The organism is Corynebacterium sp. ACRPO (assembly GCF_022347205.1).
In the GTDB taxonomy this organism is placed as follows: domain Bacteria; phylum Actinomycetota; class Actinomycetes; order Mycobacteriales; family Mycobacteriaceae; genus Corynebacterium.
In genome coordinates, this window is the sequence record NZ_JAKRNE010000011.1 from 12,956 (window position 1) to 32,007 (window position 19,052).

Here is a 19,052-nt window from a genome sequence, read left to right on the forward strand (position 1 = left end):
TATAGTAACACAAACTGTGTTATGTGAAGTAATACAGAATAATGTCAAAAAGAAATCCCCAGGTATGTGCATGTAATGCAGTGACGTACCTGGGGAAAGTGCAGGGTGACTAGATGAAGAGGGCCACAGCTATGGCCGCAATGCCGTAGCCACCGCGCAGGAAGTAACCGAAGACTTCGGGGGAGAATGAAGCGCCGAAGCCACCGGTGTCGATGATATTCATCGTGGTTACGCGCGCTGGGCGGGAGCGCTTAAAAGCGGCGTAGGTAAGTCCTAAACAGCACGCGGCGAGTACGAGTACAGGCAGCTTCCACACGGCGGCGATGAAGGCGGTACCGAGAACGGCGGCACCGGCTGTCGCGGTCAGGGGAAGTCCCCAGTCGGGCCAGGCTCCGTCGATGATGCGGCCGAAGGATGCGGCGCGGCCGGTGGCGGCGCCGACGATGGTCCATGCGCCAGAGAATCCAATGAGCGCAAGGCTGCCAAGCTGTGGTGCTAGTCCTAGGGTTAGGCCCACCACGGCGACCGCGCCGAGCGGGATGTACCAGCGGCGGTACAGGCGCCGGATAAAGAGATGGCTGGGCGACGCTGTGGCGCGCGAGCTGGGGCGCAGGCGGGCCGATTGGGAGGCGATGGCATCGGCAGAAACCTCAGAATCCAAAAGCCCAAAGGAGGACGAGCCGACGGCACGGGTGCGGCCCGCGCGAAGAAGCGAGGCGAGGTTGAAAGAACGCCAGCCGAGCGCTAGGCGCAGCAAGGGGAGGGCCATCGCCGCATAGAGCGGAAGGTGCAGCGACGTGCACAGGGCTAGGCCGAGGAGGCTCACGCCGGCGAGCTGGGCAATGGACAGCTTATCGACGCCCCGCATACGCCCCCGCGGCCTATCCACATAGACCCACCGGCTCAGGGAAAGGCTGCGCAGCGGATAGAGCGCCTCGAGGAGAACGATGAGGGCGAGGGAGCCGAACGCAGCGCCGATGGTCGCGGTGGCGGGCAGGGACGCGGCGGTGCGCTGCGCGAGCGAGGGTAAAACCTCGGCGGCATTCTGCCAAGCGTAGACACTGACGCTCGCGATGAGCGCCGCGATGAAGGCGTAATAGATAGCTGAAGAGGCGTGGGATAAAAGCTTCATGAAATCTCCACCACTTCATCACAGGCATCGAAGATGGCCGGGGAGTGGGAGGCCAGCACTACACAACGGCCCTCGTCGGCGAGGTGGCGCAGCTCCTCGGCCAAGAAGGCGGTCCAGGTGTGGTCAAGGTGGCGCTCGGGTTCGTCGATAAGCAGGGCCTTGGCCGGCTGATAGAGCTGGGCGGCGAGGTAGACGCGCTGACGCTGGCCCGAAGAAAGGTCGCTGACCGCGGAGTTTAGGATGTCGTCGTCGATGGCCCAGAGCTCATGGACCTCGGCAAAGTCTACGCCGGAGCGGCGCGAAAGCAGGGTGAAGTGCTCGCCGACGGTGAGGTCGGGCAAGAAGACCGGGTCCGCGACTGCGATGACGGATCCGGCGGCCTCAGCGCTGCCGGGTGCGGCACCGTCGATGGAGACGGTGCCTTTCAGTGGGGCAATTTCGCCGCTCAAGGTCTGCAGCAGCGTAGATTTACCCGCACCATTGGGACCCTTCAAGCCGTATACGCGCCCGGCGTCGAAGGTGCGATTCAGGTGCCCCAAAGCGGTGGAATGTCCGTAAGTTGCATCTATTTTCAGCATCGTAGCTAGGTTAGCAGGAGGGCGGACGGACCTAGGGGCGAGCTAGAAGCGGCGGAAGAACTTGCCGGGTGCGAGTTCCTCGAATCCGGGCAGGGCCGTGGCAGAAGAGATGCCGGGGGCAGTCTGCTCGGCCGCGAGGTCGATGGCGTTGGCAATAAGCAATTCGCGGGCGGCGGGGTCATCGCTGGAGACGATGAGCTCGGGAATGTCTTCGGGATCGAAGGGGGTGAGCCAGGTGGCGTCGTCAAGCGGGTGCGCCGAGGGATCGCCCAAGAAAGCTGGGCCTTTGTCGGCGGCGGGGTAGTAGCGCAGGAGCGCGGCGCCGCGGGGAGCCACGGTAGGGTCCTCGTTGGCGGCCATGGGCAGGGCGATGACCCCGCCGTCCACAATGGGGGACCAGTCCGCGATAGAAGAAGGGAAGAGGCCCGCAAGATAATCGCGGTCCTCTTCCTTGGCCAAGCGCACGCCGAGGGAAGAATCAGTCATTCTTCCAAGGCTAGCGGGGCAGGCTACTTGATTTCCAGCAGTACGCTGCCCTTAGTGGTAGAAGCGCCTGCTTCCACGGCAAGACCGGTTACGGTTCCGGCCTTATGTGCCTTGACGGGGTTTTCCATCTTCATGGCCTCGAGCACGAGGAGAACCTCGCCCTCGGTGACCTCTTGGCCTTCTTCGACGTTGACCTTGATGACCGTGCCTTGCATTGGGGAGGTCACGGCATCGCCGGATACGGCGGCCTTGGCACCAGAGCCCTTACGCTTCTTCTTTTTGCGTGGGGTGCCGTTGGCGCCGAAGGAGGCGGGGAGGGCAACCTCGATGCGGCGGCCGTCGATTTCCACGGTGTGCACCTGGGAAGGCTCTGCCTCGGCGGCTTCGGCATCGGTGGACTCATCGTGGGCGGGCAGCTGGTTATCCCATTCCTCTTCGATCCACTTGGTGTAGACGCCGAAGTTGCCGTCTTCTGCAGCGAAGGCGGGGTCAGCAACGACAGCCTGGTCAAACGGGATGACGGTGGGCAGGCCCTCCACCGTGTACTCGGACAGGGCGCGGGCGGAGCGGCGCAGCGCGGTCTCGCGGTCTGGGCCCCAGACGATGAGCTTGGCCAGCATGGAATCGAATTGGCCGCCAATGACGGAGCCCTGGACGACGCCGGAATCAACGCGCACGCCCGGACCCGCTGGCTCGGAGTACTTCACGATGGTGCCAGGGGCCGGCATGAAGTTTGCCGCGGCATCCTCGCCGTTGATGCGGAACTCGAAGGCATGGCCACGCGGGGTGGGGTCTTCCTTCAACGAGAGCTCGTGGCCCTCAGCAATACGGAACTGCTCGCGTACGAGATCGAGGCCGGTGGTTTCCTCGGAAACTGGGTGCTCCACCTGCAGGCGGGTATTGACCTCTAGGAAGGAAATGAGGCCATCGGCGCCCACCAGGTATTCCACGGTGCCGGCGCCGTAGTAGCCGGCCTCGCGGCAGATGCGCTTGGCGGATTCGTGGATGGAGGCGCGCTGCTCATCGGTGAGGAAAGGAGCTGGGGCCTCCTCCACCAGCTTTTGGAAGCGGCGCTGCAAGGAGCAATCGCGCGTGCCGACGACCACTACGTTGCCGTGCTTATCCGCCAGTACCTGGGCCTCGACGTGGCGCGCCCGATCCAGGTAGCGCTCTACGAAGCACTCGCCGCGACCAAAGGCGGAGGTTGCCTCACGGGTAGCGGATTCAAAGAGCTCCGGGATTTCCTCTGCGGAGTACGCCACCTTCATGCCGCGGCCGCCGCCGCCAAAGGCAGCCTTGATGGCCACAGGCAGGCCATATTCCATGGCGAAGGACTGCACCTCATCGGCGCCGGCTACCGGATCCTTGGTGCCTGGGGCCATGGGGGCTTCGGCGCGCTCGGCGATGTGCCGTGCGGTGACCTTATCGCCCAAATCACGGATGGACTCGGGGGAGGGGCCGATCCAGGTCAGGCCGGCGTCGATGACGGCCTGGGCAAAGTCGGCGTTTTCAGACAAGAAGCCATAGCCGGGGTGGATGGCATCGGCGCCGGACTTTTCTGCGGCGTCCAGAATCTTGTCAAAGACGAGGTAGGACTCGGCAGAAGTGGTGCCGCCGAGGGCAAAGGCTTCGTCGGCAAGCGAGGCAAAAGGTGCCTGGGCGTCTGGCTCGGCGTAGACGGCGACGGAGGCAATGCCAGCGTCGCGGGCCGCGCGGATCACGCGAACGGCGATCTCACCGCGGTTCGCCACGAGAACCTTAGAGATCTTTTTGGTTTCTACTGCCACGGCAGCAACCTCCTGAACACATTAGGTTGAATACGCAATCTATTCTTGCACACGAAAGCATGAGTTAATTTTCACGCACGCGAGTGGGGATGTTTCTGAACAAAAATAAACCCACATCCATGCCGGATATGGGTTTATGTGGCGAAACCGAAAAGTTAACGCTCAATCGGCATTTTCACCATATTGCCCCACTCAGACCACGAACCATCGTAGACCTGCGTCTTTGTGAATCCCAAAAGATGCGTCAACACAAACCAGGTGTGCGCGGCCTGCGCGCCTACGTGGGAGTAGAGAATCGTTGCAGATTCAGGCTCCAGCATTCCGTAATTAACCTTGAGCTCCTCGGCCGAGCGGAAGCAGGAGTTGGGATAGTTGGAACGGTCCCATTCGAGGTTGATGGCGCCGGGGATGTGGCCGTGGCGCATGGTGGTGCCGTAGGCGGAATCGCCATTGGGATCGTGCTCGGTGGCCTCGCCCGCAAACTCCTCTGGGGAGCGGGTATCCACGAGCGCTCCTTCGGACTCTCGCACCTGGTCTACGAAGGCACGCAGGACGGAATCATCGCGGCTTACCTCGGGGTATTCGGATTCGGGGAAGTCCGGCACCATGAAGGAAGTATCGCGTTCCTCGGCCATCCAGGCATTGCGGCCACCATCGAGCAGGCGAACATCCTTGTGGCCAAAGAGGGTAAATACCCACAGGGCGTAGGCGGCCCACCAGTTGGACTTATCGCCATAAAGGACAATCGTATCGTCGGCATTGATGCCCTTGTCCCGCATCAAGGCAGTGAACTCTTTGCCATCGATGAAATCGCGAGTAAGTGGGCTCAGTAGCTCCGTGCGGAAGTTGATGCGGGTGGCGGTGGGGATATGGCCAATGTCATAGAGGAGCGAGTCTTCATCGACCTCAATGACGCGCAGGCCCTTGATGCCTAGGCGTGCGGACAGCCACGGTGCAGACACGAGGCGCTCGGGGTGTGCGTATTCCTGAAATGGGGGATAGGGATCAACGTCAGCCACTGTCCGCCTGCCTTTCCTATAAGGGTTAGTAATTTGCTCCCACCACTTTAACCCGAATTTTCCCGTGGTGATCACTCGGGGATCATTCCTGTGGTGTGCGATACAGGGCTCGGCCGGGGAAATAGGGGCGCCGGCCGACGGGGTTAGGCAGAGGGGGCAGTTGGCCGCGCGGGGGAGGAAAAGCTGGGATAAACTCAGGATATGGTGCGACAACGTGCTATGAACACCACCTAAGAAGGGAACTGCTAGTGCACAAGGCAATCGTTGTATTTGAGGTAGAGGGCGGCTCCGATAAAGGCGCAGATGGTCACCGTAAGGACACCATGCCGATCGTCAACGCGATCAAGGAACAGGGCTGGGATGCGGAGGTTATCTACTTCCACCCAGATAACGCGGAAGAGATCTACGCCCAGGTTTCTGAAAACTTTGATGCTTATATCTCTCGCGTGAACCCAGGCAATATCCCCGGTGGAGAGAAGGGCTATTTCGAATTGCTCACCAAGTTGGCCGATGCCGGCCTGGTAGGCATGTCCACTCCGGCGGACATGATGGCCTACGGTGCCAAAGATGCACTGGTCAAGCTCAATGACACCCCGCTGGTGCCGGACGATACCGCCGCGTACTACGAGGTAGAAGAGCTGCATAATACTTTCCCTACCTCGCTGTCTTATGGTGAGCGGGTGCTCAAGCAAAACCGCGGTTCCACCGGTGAGGGCATCTGGCGCGTGCGCCTCGCGGACCAGGAGCTTGCCCAGTCCGTAGAACCGGGCACCGCGCTCCCGCTCGACACCGCCCTGAAGTGCACCGAGGCAGTAGACAATCAGACCCATGACTACAAGCTGGGCGCCTTCATGGACTTCTGCGACCAGTACATTGAGGGCGATAACGGCATGCTGGTGGACATGCGCTTTATGCCGCGCATTGTGGAAGGTGAAATCCGTATTCTCCTCGTGGGCGATGAGCCGGTATTCATCGTGCACAAGAAGCCAGCGGAAGGCGGCGACAACTTCTCTGCCACGCTCTTCTCCGGCGCAAAGTACACCTACGATAAGCCGGAATCTTGGCCCGAGTTGCTCGAGATGTTCGACGAGGCTCGCCCCGTTATCGCAGAAAAGCTCGGCGATACCAAGGACGTTCCGCTGATTTGGACCGCGGACTTCATGCTTGACGATGCCCCCGATGGCACCGACACCTATGTCCTCGGTGAGATCAACTGTTCCTGTGTTGGCTTCACTTCCGAGCTAGACATGGGCATCCAAGAAAAGGTTGCCGCCGAGGCGATTCGTCGCGTTCAGGACGCGAACGCCTAGCGCACGCTGTATTCTGCCAAGTGGCCCCACGGGTGACCGTGGGGCATTTTCCTACCATCCCCTAAAGCATTTTCTAAGGACCAGATTATGGCTGATAATGATTTCAACTCCGACGGGTTTCCGAAGGATTTTTCTCCGCGCGATTTTTCCGAGACCCCGCGTCACCACGCCGAGGACGCTGCGAAGAGCACCGAAGGCACCGGTGCCTCCGAGGTGAATGAGACCAAGGAATTCGGCTCTACCGATGCCAAGGAGACGAAGTCTTTCGGCCACACCGATAAGCCTGGTGAGTCTGGGCATTCGAGTGCTCTTTCCTCCCCGCAGCCGAGCGCGGAGGGCAACTCCTCTGACTTCTGGGCCTCCTCGAAGTCCTCCACCCCAAGCGAGGGCGCTGCCTCCCGTGCGCATAATCCATTTACGGATTCGGCACCGTCGGACGCTGCTGCGAACGGCAACCAATTCGGGTCTGCCCAGTCCGCTAGCGATCAGCCGGTTTTCGGCGGTTACACCCAACAGCAGGGCACGAGCCAGGGATTCGGACAGTTCCCGCAAGCAGGCGATGCTCCTGCCGATTCCGGCCAGACGCTTGGCGATAAGAAGAGCCAGATGAGTGACGCCCTCAAAGGCTTGGGCAAGAAAGACGGTCTATTGGGTGGGCTCTTTGAGTTCGAATTCAAGCACTTCCTGACACTTACCCACGTGAAGGAAATCTACAAGGTTGCCATGATTCTTGGTGGCATCATGTGGATCCTTCACCTCCTCGGTGCCTTCTTGTTCGCCACCGGCATGGGCATTTATGGCATTCAGGAAGATTCCGCGTCAGCGATCTTCGGAAGCATCTTTGCTTTCATCTTCCTGGCGGTACTGAGCACTGTCATTTACTACGCAATCATGGTCGCCATCAGGCTATTCCTGGAAGCCATGGTGGCTAACGTACGCATTGCGCAAAACACCGGCGATATCCTGGACAAGATGGACTAGCACTGTCATGAGCCGCTTGCGCAATTAAGCGAGCAACGACATGCGCCCCAGCGGGATTCCGCTGGGGCGCATTGTCTTGCCGGCATAAGCGATCCGGCCTAAAAGTTAGTCGTAGGTGCCAAGCTGGTAGCTGGGAAGGTCAACCCACATCTTGTTAAATTCCTCGACTTCGCCGGATACCGGCTCGAGGGAATCGTCCTGTGCCCGCAGGCGCACAGTGTGGTGGGCGGTAATGCCCTCTGCGGTGGAGCGGCTGCGTTCTCCCCACGTGAAATCGACCTCGGTGTCTGAGACCGAGGTGACGCTCTCTACCTTATCGAAGACGGACATGTCCTTGGCCGGAGCACCATTGACGTAGAAGGCTATGCCATCAGCAATCGAGGCGCCGGTGCCTGCCGGGCCGTTCACATCGCCCATTGAGCCGCGGAAGATGATCCAGCTAATCGTGGCGCACGGGTCATAGGAGTTCTCAATATCGGCGATCCAGTAGTTGAAATCGCTGCCGTCATCGGCGGGCATGCGCCCGGGGGCCGTGCCAGAGGCGTAGACCTTGCGTGGGTCGTTGGGCAGCTCCATGCACTCGCTGTCCTTGCCCTTCTCCTGCTGCTGCGTGGTCGTTTCATCGCCCCCGTCGGTGGACTCAGACGGGGAGGGTGCTGCAGCGGAAGCCGTGTCGTTCCCGCCGGAGGATTCATCCTCGGCAGGTGCTTGGCTGGAAAAGACCGGCTCTGGGGAGGAAGAAGAATCCTCCTGAGCACCGCAGGCGCTCAGCGCGAGCGGCATGGCAGCGGTGAGTAGTGCGACGGCGGAGAAGCGGCGTAGGCAGCGCGGTGTCATGGCAGGCATGCGGGAACTCCAGGATTAGTCGAGGAGGGTGGCGACGGAGTCCGGGCCGGCGTCGGAAAGCATCTGGCGAATGCGGTCGTACTCGTCGTCCTCGCCGATGGCCTTGGCGGCGTGGCCGAGCGCGGCGATGGCGCGCAGGACTCCCTGGTTCGGCTCGTGGGAGAAGGGGACAGGGCCCCAACCCTTCCAACCATTGCCGCGCAGTCGGTCGAGGCTGCGGTGGTAACCCGTGCGCGCGTAGGCGTAGGCGGTGATGAAAGTGGACGGTTCAGAGCCTTCCTGCTCCTTGAGTTCCTGCTCCGCTAGGAGCGCCCACAGCAGCGGGGAATCGGGGTGGGCAATAATGCCGGCGGCGAGATCCGAGGTGGACTCCGCGCCGGGATCGGCTGGCAGCTCAATGGGTTTCGGGGCAAGCATGTCTTTCATTTCCATGCCACCCCACTGTAGCGACGCCGGCGCGCTGCTACCAGAAATCGGAGACGTTCAGCTCAAAGGTATAGAGCGCGCGGCGCACCACCGGCAGCGATAGCCCGATAACGGAGGAAGGATCGCCTTCGATGCGGTCAATGAACCAGCCGCCCATTGCTTCCAAGGTGAAGGCACCGGCGCAGTGGAGAGGCTCGCCGGAGTGGGCATAGGCGGCGATATCGGACTCGCTGGCCTGAGCAAAGTGCACCGTGGTGGTGGACGTTTCCACATGGCGCTCATCGCCAAAGATGAGGCAGTGGCCGGTAAGCAGCTCGGCTGTGCGGCCGGCTTGCTGGTGCCAGCGTTCAATGGTGGCTTCTTCGGTATGGGGCTTTCCTTGGAGTTCGCCGTCGAGCAGCAGCATGGAATCGCCGCCGATGACGGGCTCGGTGGGGTAGCGTTCCGCCACCTTTTCGGCTTTGGCGGTGGCGAGGGCCGCCACGATATCGGCCGGCGGTTGGCCTGCGAGCGAGGCTTCGAGGGAGCGCTCGTCAATATCGGCCGGCTCCAATACGGGCTCCACGCCCGCGCCGCGCAGAATAGACGCGCGCGAGGGTGATTGGGAGGCAAGGATAAGCCGCATTAGAAGTACCGCACGGTATGGAAGGCGGAGGGGTTGTAGACGCGCTGCGCGCCAAAGCGCTCGAAGCGCTCGGCCGGGTTGCCCCATTCATTGCGTTCTCCGGCAACGCCCGAGCGCTTGGCGCTCATCTGCGCCAATACGGTGCGCAGGGCCGCGAGCTCATCCTCGGTGGGATTGCCCTTGACTACCTTGATTTCCGGCGTAGACATTTCCCCTCCTAAACGGTTCCGTGCTTCTTCGGTACCTGGGCCACGGCCTTGCGCTCGAGCAAGCGAAGGCCTTCTACCAGGTAGTGGCGGGTTGCAGTTGGCTCGATAACATTATCTGCCAGCCCGCGCTCTGCTGCGGCATACGGGTGCAAGAAGAGCTCGTCCATCTCCTCTTCCTTGTCCTCCGAGCCATAAATGGCCAGGGAAGCTTGGGAGGCCTGGGTGACGGCAATTTCCGCGGTGGGCCATGCGTAGACCAGGTCCGCGCCGAGGTCCTTGGCGCCCATAAATACATAGGCCGGGCCAATGGCCTTGCGGGTGATCACAGTGAGCTTGCCGACGCTCGCTTCAGCCTGCGCGTAGGCAAACTTCGACGCCCTGCGCAGCAGGCCGGCCTTTTCCTCCTCCGGGGTAGGCACAAAGCCTGGGGAGTCCACGAATTCCACGATGGGAGTATTGAAGGCATCGCAGGTACGCACGAAACGTGCGGCCTTCTCTGTGGCGGCGGAGTCCAAGGCGCCGGCCAGCGCCAGCGGCTGGTTGGCAACGATGCCGACGGCGCGGCCATCGATGTAGGCAAAGCCGGTAACGATGTTTTGTGCCGCCTCGGCAGAAAGCTCGAAGAAGGAGCCTTCATCGACGACAGCCTTGATGACCTCGCTCATGTCATAGGCCTGCGCGGCGGTATCCGGGATGACGCTATTGAGATCAAAGTCCGCGACGCTACCGGCATCCACGCGCGGCGCCGCGGCGCGGTTATTGGCGGGGAAGTAGGCCAAAACGTCGCGCACGAGGGACAGGGCCTGCTTGTCGTCGCTGGCCACCAGGTGAGCAGTGCCAGACTCTGCGTGGGCTGCGGCACCGCCGAAGGTCTCTGGCTCAGCGCCGGCCACGTGGCTGGCGGCCTGGTGGAGGGCGGTGCCTTGGGTAACTACGAGGACATCGGCAAACGTCGGCGCGAACGCCGCAATGCCGCTGGTATTGCCCGCGACAACGGAAATCTGCGGAATGAGGCCCGAAGCCTGGGAGACACGCGCCATGAGGCGGGCGTATCCGGCCATGGTGACGATGCCCTCTTGCACACGCGGGCCGGTGGATTCATAGATGCCGATGATGGGCACGCCGGTCTTGATGGCGAGGTCATATACCTTGGTGAGCTTTTCGGCATAAACCTCACCCATCGTGCCGTCGAAGATTTCGCCGTCCTGGCTAAAGACGCACACGCGGCGGCCGTCGATAGTGCCGTAGCCGGTGACCACGCCATCGGTATAGGGGCGGTCATGCTCACGACCAAAGTCGGTAGAGCGGTGGCGGGCTAGCGCGTCCGTTTCCACGAAGGAGCCCTCATCGAGCAGCTGCGTCACGCGGGTGCGGGCGGCCGGCTCGCCTTCTCCCAGCGGCGCGCGGGACTCGGCGAGCTTGGCGTCCAGGTCCTCGATCTTGCCGGCGGTGGTTTTCAGGTCAGTCATAGGCCCCCACACTACTAGGGCACCCCGGTCAATGCGGAATGGAACGCTGCGGGGACGCGGAGTGGAAAACGATTGTGTGGTAAATGCCACTGCAACGTGGGCAGTGCATAGAACCTGGGAATTCCCTGGGTAACACCAGTCTGAAGAGCCCTAATCTGGGGGTAGGGTCTACTGTAAACATTTAACGGTGCTGGGCAGGTGAGCGCCCATTATTGCACCTCAAGGTAGGTAAAAGTATTAGAAAGAATTTCATTCAACTATTGATGTGAGCCCTGTAAGCCCTTATGATTGCCTGAGTCTTCATGAATGTTTCCCCTGATTTTTAACGATCTATAAAGGACGGTCTTCTGGTGATTAAAAAGGGACTGCGTTTGCTCGCACCGCTCGCCGTAGCGGCTCTCTTCACGCCAGTGGCACACGCGGGAGATGTTCCCCCGATGCCGCAGGCATATCCCATTTCCAACCTCTACAAGAGCTGCAGTGCCGCCGGCGATAATGCAGAGCGCGAATGGCGCTTTGCAGAAACCGGCCGCCGCTACATGAGCGACGGCACCCTGCAGTTCAAAAACACCACCAACCAAGAAGTGCCCTACACCGCCGAGGTAGAAACTGGTACCAATCACGAGATTGAAGCCAATTCCAAGGCCAAGCTGCCTTCCGGTTGGGACACCACCGCTAAGTCCGATATCGGTCTGAAGATGACCAACGGCTGGCGCGATAAAGAAACCTTCGGCCCTGTGAAGCTGAAGCCGGGTGAGTCCTTCCGCGTCGAATACGGCGTCATTGAAAAGGACTTCATCTCCATGTTCGTAGGCTGCAACGATGACCGCTTGGAAAACATCCCAGGCGCAAATGTCATCCGCGGTAAGGGCCCGGCCGAGCGCTACGCCTTTGCCTACATCATCAAGGCAGACGGCTCCGTGTCCGATCTGGCCATGGAAATTCCATCCCGTTCCCCGGGTGCAAACTCCAAGCCGATCGAGGGCAACTACACCTCTGTATCCGGCCCGAGCCTAGAGAAGATCGCCGATCCGAAGAAGGATGAGATCATGCAGCCGGCCGCCGAGCTGCAGCGCGATCCCTCCTGGCCTAAGGAAGGCGATAAGTGTGAATCCGGCGATACCTCCTGGTACCCGCTGGACATCACCGCGGTAAAGCCGACCTACCGCAAGGCTGGTTACTCCACCGACTTCCTCAACTGGTCCAAGGGTGACTACGAGTTTGCACCAGTAACTGACTTCGTCGTTGGCGCGGAGCACGCCCCGTACACCAACTGGCAGGGCAACCGCGGCGATATTCCGAAGGGCTGGCTGGAGTCCGTCGGTGCCGTAAAGCGTGCCTACATGCCGGTCGGCACCGAGCTCAAGCACGTCGACCTCAAGCCAGGCGAGCGCGTGCGTGTGGAGTACGGCACCACCATGACCCGCATTAACTACCGCGAGATTCACTGCGGCAAGAGCGGAAACTACGACCTCACCTCTAACTACAAGCAGACCTCCGCCCCGAGCGGCTTCTGGGCCGAGGCCAAGATCACCGACAAAGCCGGCAATACCCGCACCGAGGACGTCACTCCTGACGAATTCCGCGACCTGCCGGTTCCGACCCAGACCATCTACTAAACCCCACCACACCTACACAAGGAGAAAGTTCCATGTTCAAGTCCAAGATTGCTTCTACCACCGCGGCTCTTGCCGTTGCTTCCGGCCTCATCTTCGCTCCGGCCGCTAACGCCCTGCCGCAGCGTGACCTCGGCCCGGCTAACCCGACCACCATCGGTGAGCGTTGCTCCAACCCGGGCGATACCGGCCAGACCGTTGACATCAAGCGCACCTACTTCGATGGCTCCGCCGGTTCCTGGACCGTGTCCAACTACAACGATGAGCCGTTGCCAGTAACCCGTTCCATCACCGAGACCAAGACCAAGACCTGGAATGTGTCCGCTGGCATTGACTTCAAGCTGATGGACCTCATCAACTTCACCTTCTCCTCCAGCTACACCGATAGCCAGTCCTACGAGGTAGGCGAGCAGGTTGGTCCGTACAACATTGCTCCGGGCAAGACCGCCGTCCTGCGCGCAGGCTGGGTTGTCTCTGACTTCGAGGGTCAGAAGACCGTGTGCGGTTCCGACCACAAGTGGCAGGCCAACGGTGGCACCTTCACCGCCACCCTTCCAAAGGAGCGCCACATCGAGGTCTCCACCCGCGATAACAACGATTGGGGCTAAACGTGAGCAAGACGTCCATCGCTAGCGCCCTCGCGGCGCTGAGCCTGGTGGCCGCTCCTGTTGCCCACGCCGCTGATTTCGGTGGGGACTTTGAGCTGCCCCAGCGCTGGAACGACGACTACAAGCCGGGCACGCATTGCTCGACGCCAGGTGAAAACGGCACCTACGTCACCGCAAAGCGCCGCTGGTTCAAGCAGACCGACGCCACCAGCGTGGCTAACCGCAACGCCGAGGAAGTACCGGTCAAGCACACCGTCACCCAAGCTCGCACCCAGACCATCGAGGTCTCCGGATCCGTTGAGGGCACCGGCGAGCTGGCCAAGGTGCTGACCAAGACCTATGGCTTCAACTACGTCAGCGAGCAGCACTGGAAGCTAAACCAGGTGGTTGGCCCGTACACCTTGCCTGCGAACTCGCAGGGCAAGCTGGTGTGGGGCTTTACCATGCTCGACACTGATGGTCAGGATGTGCGCTGCAACTCCGACCAGCAGTGGGAAGCCCAAGGAAAGCCATACTCGGCTTCTGTGCCAGAAGCGCGCTACTCCGAGCTGCGCCTCGAAGACGCGCCTGAGTGGAACTAGTCCACCACAACTATTAAGCGCCCTCTCGGTTCATATGAACCGAGAGGGCGCTTTTATCTGCGCGTCGCAGTGCAGCGGGGAGTGCGTGGATGCGGCATGCGCTATGGCCTAGGCCGGCAGCCAGGCGTAGCCGTACGGCCCGAGCTCTACTGGGCCTAGGTCGATGGAGCGATCGCTGAAGTTGTGCAAGCACAGCAGATCGCCGCGTTGGTAGCCAAGGACGGCTTCCTCGCCCGTCTCTACTGGTTCGCACGGAGCGGTGCCGAGATCCGGATGGGCATGGCGCTCGGCAATCATGGCGCGGACGGTGTTGAGCAACGAGGTGGCGTCATCAAGCTGGGCGGCCACGGAGGTACCTCCCACAACCGGAAGGCGGGAAGGTGCGTTGGTACTAAAACCAGAGTGCTCGGAATCGTCCCACTGCATTGGGGTGCGCACCGCATAGCGGTCCGGGAGCGTGGTGTCATCGAGCATGCCAATCTCATCGCCGTAGTAGATAAACGGTGCGCCCGGCAGGGTCATCAGCAGCGAGAACATGAGCTCCACCTTGCGGCGATCGCCGTTCATCAGCGGCATCAGCCGGCGGGCAATGCCCACATGAGCGCGCATTTCATCATCGGGGAGGAAGGCTTCATACATCAGCTCGCGCACGTCATCGTCCACCATCTCCAGAGTGAGCTCATCGTGGTTGCGCAGGAAGGTACCCCACTGGCAACCATCCGGCAGGGCGGGCAGCTCATCAAGGATGGAGTAGACCGGGGTGGCGTCGCCAAGCGCCAATGCTTGGTACAACCGTGGCATAACCGGGAAGTTGAAGACCATGTGGAAGCGCTCGCCCTTGCCATAGAACTGCATGGTCTCTGCCGGAGGCTGATTGGCCTCCGCGATGAGCACCGCATCTGGGTAGTGGGTGTCCATGAAGGAGCGAATCTTCTCCACAAACTCGATGGTCTCCGGCAGGGACTCGCCACCTAAACCATCGCGTTCAAAGAGGTAAGCAATGGCATCAAGGCGCAGGCCGTCCAAACCCTTGTCCATCCAGAAGGACAAGATCTTGAACACTTCCTCCTGCACGGCCGGGTTATCGTAATTTAAATCCGGCTGGTGGGAGTAGAAGCGGTGGAAGTAGTACTGGCCGCGCTGGTCATCCCAGGTCCAGTTGGATGTTTCCACGTCGGTGAAAATGACACGGATTTCGGGATAGCGCTCGGGGTCATCGCCCCAAACATAGAAATCGCCATACGGGCCGGTGGGATCCGTGCGGGAGGCCTGGAACCACGGGTGATCGGAGCTGGTGTGATTGAGCGCCAAATCCGTCATAATGCGCATGCCGCGGCGGTGCAGCTGCGCAATGAGCTCTTCAAAGTCCTCCATCGTTCCGTAATCCGGATGGATGGAGTAGTAGTCCGCGATATCGTAGCCATCATCGCGCAAGGGGCTGGCATAAAACGGCGAGAGCCACAGGCAGTCCACGCCTAGCCACTGGAGGTAATCCAGCTTATCGATGACCCCGCGCAGCGTGCCTACCTCCTTATCGCCGTCGGCTTTGAAGGAACCGACGAGGGCCTGGTAGAAGACGGCATTGTGGTACCAGCTCATGAAAGGTCCTTTCTTTTTGCCCGCCAGGTCAGGTAGGTAAGGAGACACAGGGCGCCGGCTAGGAGGCCGGGCCATAGGGCGGGGGAGTCATGGAAGAGATTGAGTACAGCTTGGATAACCGCGAGGAGGCTAAAGAAACCGAGGAAGCCTAAGGCGGTATCCCACAGCATGGCCCGGCGCATTAGGCCTTGACACCGCCTGCGGTCAGGCCGGCGACGATGCGGTGCTGGAAGATGAGCACCATGATGACCAACGGGATGGTCACCAACGCGCCAGCAGCCATGGTGGCGGCATAGGGGTACTCGAAAGCGGACGGGCCGGAAAAGCGTGCAATGGCTACGGTCACCGGCTCGGTATCGGTGGTGGACAGCTGCTTGGCCAGCATGAACTCATTCCAGGTGGTGATAAAGGCGATGATCGCGGTGGTAAATAGCGCCGGCGCCGCAAGAGGCAGAAGCACTAGGCGGAAGGCCTGGGAGCGCGAGGCGCCATCCACCCGGGCTGCTTCTTCTAGTTCCCAGGGCAGCTGGCGGAAGAAGCTCAGCAGCGTATAAACCGTCAGCGGAAGTGCGAAGGAAATATTGGGGATGATCATCGCGCGGTAAGTACCAATCCATTCCAGGTTGCCAAAGAGCTGGAAGAGTGGGGTGACCAAGGCAATGGCCGGGAACATCGAGGCGGCCAGGATAATGCCGGTCACGATTCCCTTGCCCGGGAAGTCATAACGGGAGAGTGCATAGGCGGTAAAGACGCCGATGAGCACGGCCACAGCGGTGGTAACCAGGGAGATAAGCAGCGAGTTTCCCAGCGCGGCTAGGAAGTCATTTCCCTTATCGGTAGCCAAGGCATCGCGGAAATTATCCAGCGTGACGTGGGTGGGCCACGGGGTCGTATCGAAGGTGAAACGCTGATCCCGCAGCGCAGTCACCAGCATCCAGTAAAAGGGCGCCAGACCCCAGAACATGATGAAGACGATGCCGGCGTAGTGTCCGAATTTACGCATTATTTAGCTGCCTTCCTGCCGGAGACATCCGCGCCAAGGAAGCGGATGAGGATAAAGGCGACGACGAAGATGAGAAGGAAAATAAGGGTGGAGAGCGCGGAGGCGGAGTTGAAGTTACCCTGGCGCATATCCTCTACCACCAGCTGGGAGATGGTCGCGGTGGGGGAGTTGGAGGAGCTAGAAATCATGATGACCGGTAGGTCATACATGCGCAGCGCATCCAGGGTGCGGAAGAGCACGGCCACCATGAGCGCCGGGCGCACCAGCGGGAGCGTGATGCGGAAGAAAGTCTGAATACGGTTGGCGCCGTCCACGCGGGCGGCATCGTAAACGTCCTTGGGAATCATCTGCAGGCCGGCCAGGATGAGCAGCGCCATGAACGGTGCGGTCTTCCACACGTCCGCGATGATGACAGCCAGGCGAGCGTAGAACGGGTCCGTGGTCCAGGCAATGTTCGCACCAAGCAGCGAGTTAACGATGCCCTCCGGGGCGAACATGAACTGCCATAGCTTGGCCGTAACGGCCGTAGGAATAGCCCAGGGGATAAGTACCGCAGCGCGCACCAGGCCGCGGCCGCGGTACTCGCCATTCATAATGAGCGCCATCAGCATGCCCAGGATGGTCTCCAGTAGCACGGTAACGATGGTGAAAAAGAGCGTAATCTTTACCGCCGGCCAAAAGTCCGTGGCGATAACGCCCGGCGGGCAGGTAGAAATCTGACCAGTGCCGGAAACACACCGGTTATTAATCCAGTACAGGTAATTTTCCAGCCCGGCAAAGCCGCCCTCCTCAAAAAGCCCCGTTTGCGGGTTGAGCTGCCTATTGCCTTGGAAGGACAGGACAATGGCGCGGATGATGGGGTAGCCGATAATGACGGCAAGCACGATGAGCGCCGGAGCAATCAGCCCGGCCACGCGCCCATAATTCTTGCGCTGGGGCTTCGGCGCGCTTGCCGACGCCCCCTTCGGCGCCCCCTTGGACGCAGTCGGCGAAGCTATAGCCACGCTGGACCGCCTTTCTGTTCAAGAAATGCTAAGTATTGGCTAGATTCTATCCCCATTAGGGGAGTGAAAACCACAAAGGGTGAGGCGGCGGTGTGTCCGCCTACCTCACCCGGATTGGGCGTTTAGCCCTGGGAGGCTGATTCGATGGCCGCCTTCATATCGGCGGTGGCATCATCCACCGACTTGCCATCCGTCAATGCGGCGTAGGCATTGTCTTGGATGGCCTTGGAAATCGCCGAGTAGAACGGGGAAACCGGGCGCGGTGCCGCGTTCTCCAGAGATTCCTTCAGCGCCGGCAGGTACGGGAATTCTTGCTGCAGCTGCGGGTCATCGTAGATGGAAGCCAAGACCGGCGGGAAGGACTGCTCCGCGAAGGACTTCTGGTTGTCCTCGTTGATGATGAACTTCATGAAGTCGAGCGCGGTGCCCTTATTCTTGGAGTTGATATTGATGCCGTTGTTATAGCCGCCCAGCGTGGACACGCCTACACCGTCCTTGCCCAGCGGGGCCTGAACCTCGACGTCGACGCCGGCATCCACCGCGTTGGAGTACATATATGGCCAGTTCATGGCGAAGGCGGTCTTGCCCTCAGTAAAGGCCATATTGGTTTCTTCCTCGGTGGCGGCGGTGGAGTCCTTGGAAATGGTCTCCTCCTTGTAGGCATCCACCATGGCCTGCAGGCCGTCCTTGGCTTCCTTGGAATCAACGGTGACGTTGCCGTCCTTATCCAGGACAGAACCACCCCAACCTTCCATAAAGCCGGCGGTGTTGAGTGCCAAGCCCTCGTACTGCTTGAACTGGGTGGTCAGGCAGTCCTTGCCCTTGTCCAGTGCCTTGCAGGCGGACTTAAGGTCCGCGAACTTCTCCGGTGCCTTATCCGCGAGCTCGGTATTGCGGAAAAGCAGCTGTCCGTTGGTGTTTTGTGGCAGGGCGTAGAGCACGTCGTTATAGGTGGCGGACTCCACGGTGGCCGGCAAAAGCTCATCCGTATCGGTTTCAAAGTCACCATTGAGCGGTTGGAGCCACTGGTTGGCGGCGAACTCCGCGGTCCACACCACGTCGAGGGCCATGACATCGTAGTCATCGCTGCCCGCCTGCAGGGACTGCACCAGGGTTTCGCGCTGGGCGTCGGCCTCGCCGGCCAGCTCCTTGAGCGTGACCTTCTCGTCTGGGTGCTGCTCGTTCCACTTCTCGATGATGGGGGTCACCTTGTCCGTGTCATTTTTGCCCATGGCAAAGGTGATGGGGCCGCGCGCATCCGCACCGCCCTCAGAGGAGCCGCCCGCCGCGGAATCGGAGGAGGAAGAAGAGCAGCCGGCCAGTGCCAAAACTGCGGTTGTCGCAACGGTGGTGCGAAGCAGGAATTTCTTCATGGAATTCACCTTTCGGAAACTTTCGGTTCTTTAAACCTAAAATACGGAAACCAAAAGGTGGATAATTTTGGCCTATTTAACTCTAAATGGGGGTAGTAAAGGGGGATGTGGCTGGCTTGGCCGTGTACCTGTTCTACGACGGCCTAGCTGCCTTCGCGGCTAAGTCTCCTCCGTGGGGAATCGTGGGTGCTAGTTGTATTGACCTTAGATGTTAATTGGTTTGCCGAGATCCGCCCCGCTGGGTAGACTCTGCCGCATGTACTCAGGCATCGCTTTCATGAAGCTGCGTTCCGCCCGCTGACGGCGGCGGGACCCCTTCTGATCTTTCGTCTGCCGTCCTGGCCATCTGCCGGGCGGCCATCTTGTGCTGCCCGGCTCCATGACGAGCTGAGAGTATGCA

General features: G+C 60.6%; 20 protein-coding genes. 5 read left to right on the forward strand and 15 right to left on the reverse strand.

The window, feature by feature from the left end; translation table 11 throughout:
* Nucleotides 1-109: 109 nt before the first annotated feature.
* The 5 genes from MHY22_RS08165 to MHY22_RS08185 all read right to left on the reverse strand — a co-directional run bounded on the left by MHY22_RS08165 (nucleotide 110) and on the right by MHY22_RS08185 (nucleotide 5,002).
* A complete protein-coding gene (locus MHY22_RS08165; protein ID WP_239278889.1) occupies nucleotides 110-1,132 on the reverse strand; it encodes an ABC transporter permease in 1,023 nt (340 codons plus the stop codon).
* On the reverse strand, nucleotides 1,129-1,710 hold the full coding sequence (locus MHY22_RS08170) for an ATP-binding cassette domain-containing protein (RefSeq protein ID WP_239278890.1): 582 nt from the start codon (nucleotides 1,708-1,710) through the stop codon (nucleotides 1,129-1,131). Before MHY22_RS08170 ends, MHY22_RS08165 begins: the two co-directional genes overlap by 4 nt.
* A gap of 42 nt (nucleotides 1,711-1,752) precedes the next feature.
* Nucleotides 1,753-2,196 (reverse strand): hypothetical protein, encoded by a 444-nt coding sequence (locus MHY22_RS08175; protein ID WP_225745886.1) that lies wholly within the window; start codon nucleotides 2,194-2,196, stop codon nucleotides 1,753-1,755.
* 23 nt (nucleotides 2,197-2,219) lie between these two features.
* Complete coding sequence (locus MHY22_RS08180; protein ID WP_239278891.1) at nucleotides 2,220-3,983, reverse strand: acetyl/propionyl/methylcrotonyl-CoA carboxylase subunit alpha; 1,764 nt, start codon at nucleotides 3,981-3,983, stop codon at nucleotides 2,220-2,222.
* Between the two features lie 155 nt (nucleotides 3,984-4,138).
* Nucleotides 4,139-5,002, reverse strand: a complete 864-nt coding sequence (locus tag MHY22_RS08185; protein WP_150850515.1) for a sulfurtransferase — start codon at nucleotides 5,000-5,002, stop codon at nucleotides 4,139-4,141.
* A 248-nt stretch (nucleotides 5,003-5,250) separates the two neighbouring features.
* Here MHY22_RS08185 and MHY22_RS08190 point away from each other — a divergent pair, with 248 nt between their 5' ends.
* Nucleotides 5,251-6,312, forward strand: coding sequence for a Cj0069 family protein (locus tag MHY22_RS08190; protein WP_239278892.1), 1,062 nt, complete (start codon nucleotides 5,251-5,253; stop codon nucleotides 6,310-6,312).
* A gap of 87 nt (nucleotides 6,313-6,399) precedes the next feature.
* A complete protein-coding gene (locus tag MHY22_RS08195) occupies nucleotides 6,400-7,293 on the forward strand; it encodes a DUF4282 domain-containing protein (RefSeq protein WP_239278893.1) in 894 nt (297 codons plus the stop codon).
* 105 nt (nucleotides 7,294-7,398) lie between these two features.
* On the opposite strand, the gene MHY22_RS08200 is transcribed toward MHY22_RS08195, so the two are convergent.
* The 5 genes from MHY22_RS08200 to MHY22_RS08220 are packed head-to-tail and all read right to left on the reverse strand — an operon-like array spanning nucleotide 7,399 to nucleotide 10,868.
* Nucleotides 7,399-8,139: a hypothetical protein gene (locus tag MHY22_RS08200; RefSeq protein WP_239278894.1), complete on the reverse strand. Its 741-nt coding sequence runs from the start codon at nucleotides 8,137-8,139 to the stop codon at nucleotides 7,399-7,401.
* 15 nt (nucleotides 8,140-8,154) lie between these two features.
* Nucleotides 8,155-8,571 carry a DUF3151 domain-containing protein gene (locus tag MHY22_RS08205; RefSeq protein ID WP_239278895.1) on the reverse strand — a complete coding sequence of 139 codons (417 nt, stop codon included), beginning with the start codon at nucleotides 8,569-8,571 and terminating at the stop codon, nucleotides 8,155-8,157.
* Nucleotides 8,572-8,602: 31 nt separating this feature from the next.
* Nucleotides 8,603-9,190, reverse strand: a complete 588-nt coding sequence (locus tag MHY22_RS08210; protein ID WP_225745880.1) for a nucleoside triphosphate pyrophosphatase — start codon at nucleotides 9,188-9,190, stop codon at nucleotides 8,603-8,605.
* Nucleotides 9,190-9,399: an acyl-CoA carboxylase subunit epsilon gene (locus tag MHY22_RS08215; protein ID WP_239278896.1), complete on the reverse strand. Its 210-nt coding sequence runs from the start codon at nucleotides 9,397-9,399 to the stop codon at nucleotides 9,190-9,192. The genes MHY22_RS08210 and MHY22_RS08215 overlap by 1 nt, the downstream gene beginning before the upstream one ends.
* A gap of 8 nt (nucleotides 9,400-9,407) precedes the next feature.
* Nucleotides 9,408-10,868, reverse strand: a complete 1,461-nt coding sequence (locus MHY22_RS08220) for an acyl-CoA carboxylase subunit beta (RefSeq protein ID WP_239278897.1) — start codon at nucleotides 10,866-10,868, stop codon at nucleotides 9,408-9,410.
* A gap of 350 nt (nucleotides 10,869-11,218) precedes the next feature.
* Between MHY22_RS08220 and MHY22_RS08225 the strand changes: the two genes are divergently transcribed.
* From MHY22_RS08225 to MHY22_RS08235, 3 genes are read left to right on the forward strand one after another with little or no spacing between them, the layout of a single operon-like run.
* Entirely contained in the window at nucleotides 11,219-12,487 is a 1,269-nt protein-coding gene (locus MHY22_RS08225; RefSeq protein ID WP_239278898.1) for a hypothetical protein, read from the forward strand.
* Between the two features lie 32 nt (nucleotides 12,488-12,519).
* Nucleotides 12,520-13,092 carry a hypothetical protein gene (locus MHY22_RS08230; RefSeq protein ID WP_198492602.1) on the forward strand — a complete coding sequence of 191 codons (573 nt, stop codon included), beginning with the start codon at nucleotides 12,520-12,522 and terminating at the stop codon, nucleotides 13,090-13,092.
* 2 nt (nucleotides 13,093-13,094) lie between these two features.
* On the forward strand, nucleotides 13,095-13,673 hold the full coding sequence (locus MHY22_RS08235) for a hypothetical protein (protein WP_005326721.1): 579 nt from the start codon (nucleotides 13,095-13,097) through the stop codon (nucleotides 13,671-13,673).
* A 108-nt stretch (nucleotides 13,674-13,781) separates the two neighbouring features.
* Here the strand turns inward: MHY22_RS08235 and MHY22_RS08240 are convergent, their stop codons facing one another.
* The 5 genes from MHY22_RS08240 to MHY22_RS08260 all read right to left on the reverse strand — a co-directional run bounded on the left by MHY22_RS08240 (nucleotide 13,782) and on the right by MHY22_RS08260 (nucleotide 18,652).
* On the reverse strand, nucleotides 13,782-15,272 hold the full coding sequence (locus MHY22_RS08240) for an alpha-amylase family protein (RefSeq protein WP_239278899.1): 1,491 nt from the start codon (nucleotides 15,270-15,272) through the stop codon (nucleotides 13,782-13,784).
* Nucleotides 15,269-15,454, reverse strand: coding sequence for a hypothetical protein (locus tag MHY22_RS08245; RefSeq protein ID WP_198492605.1), 186 nt, complete (start codon nucleotides 15,452-15,454; stop codon nucleotides 15,269-15,271). The genes MHY22_RS08240 and MHY22_RS08245 overlap by 4 nt, the downstream gene beginning before the upstream one ends.
* On the reverse strand, nucleotides 15,454-16,275 hold the full coding sequence (locus MHY22_RS08250) for a carbohydrate ABC transporter permease (RefSeq protein ID WP_086587903.1): 822 nt from the start codon (nucleotides 16,273-16,275) through the stop codon (nucleotides 15,454-15,456). Before MHY22_RS08250 ends, MHY22_RS08245 begins: the two co-directional genes overlap by 1 nt.
* Nucleotides 16,275-17,279, reverse strand: a complete 1,005-nt coding sequence (locus MHY22_RS08255; protein ID WP_370658846.1) for a carbohydrate ABC transporter permease — start codon at nucleotides 17,277-17,279, stop codon at nucleotides 16,275-16,277. The genes MHY22_RS08250 and MHY22_RS08255 overlap by 1 nt, the downstream gene beginning before the upstream one ends.
* A 122-nt stretch (nucleotides 17,280-17,401) precedes the next feature.
* A complete protein-coding gene (locus tag MHY22_RS08260) occupies nucleotides 17,402-18,652 on the reverse strand; it encodes an ABC transporter substrate-binding protein (protein WP_239278900.1) in 1,251 nt (416 codons plus the stop codon).
* Nucleotides 18,653-19,052 lie beyond the last annotated feature (400 nt).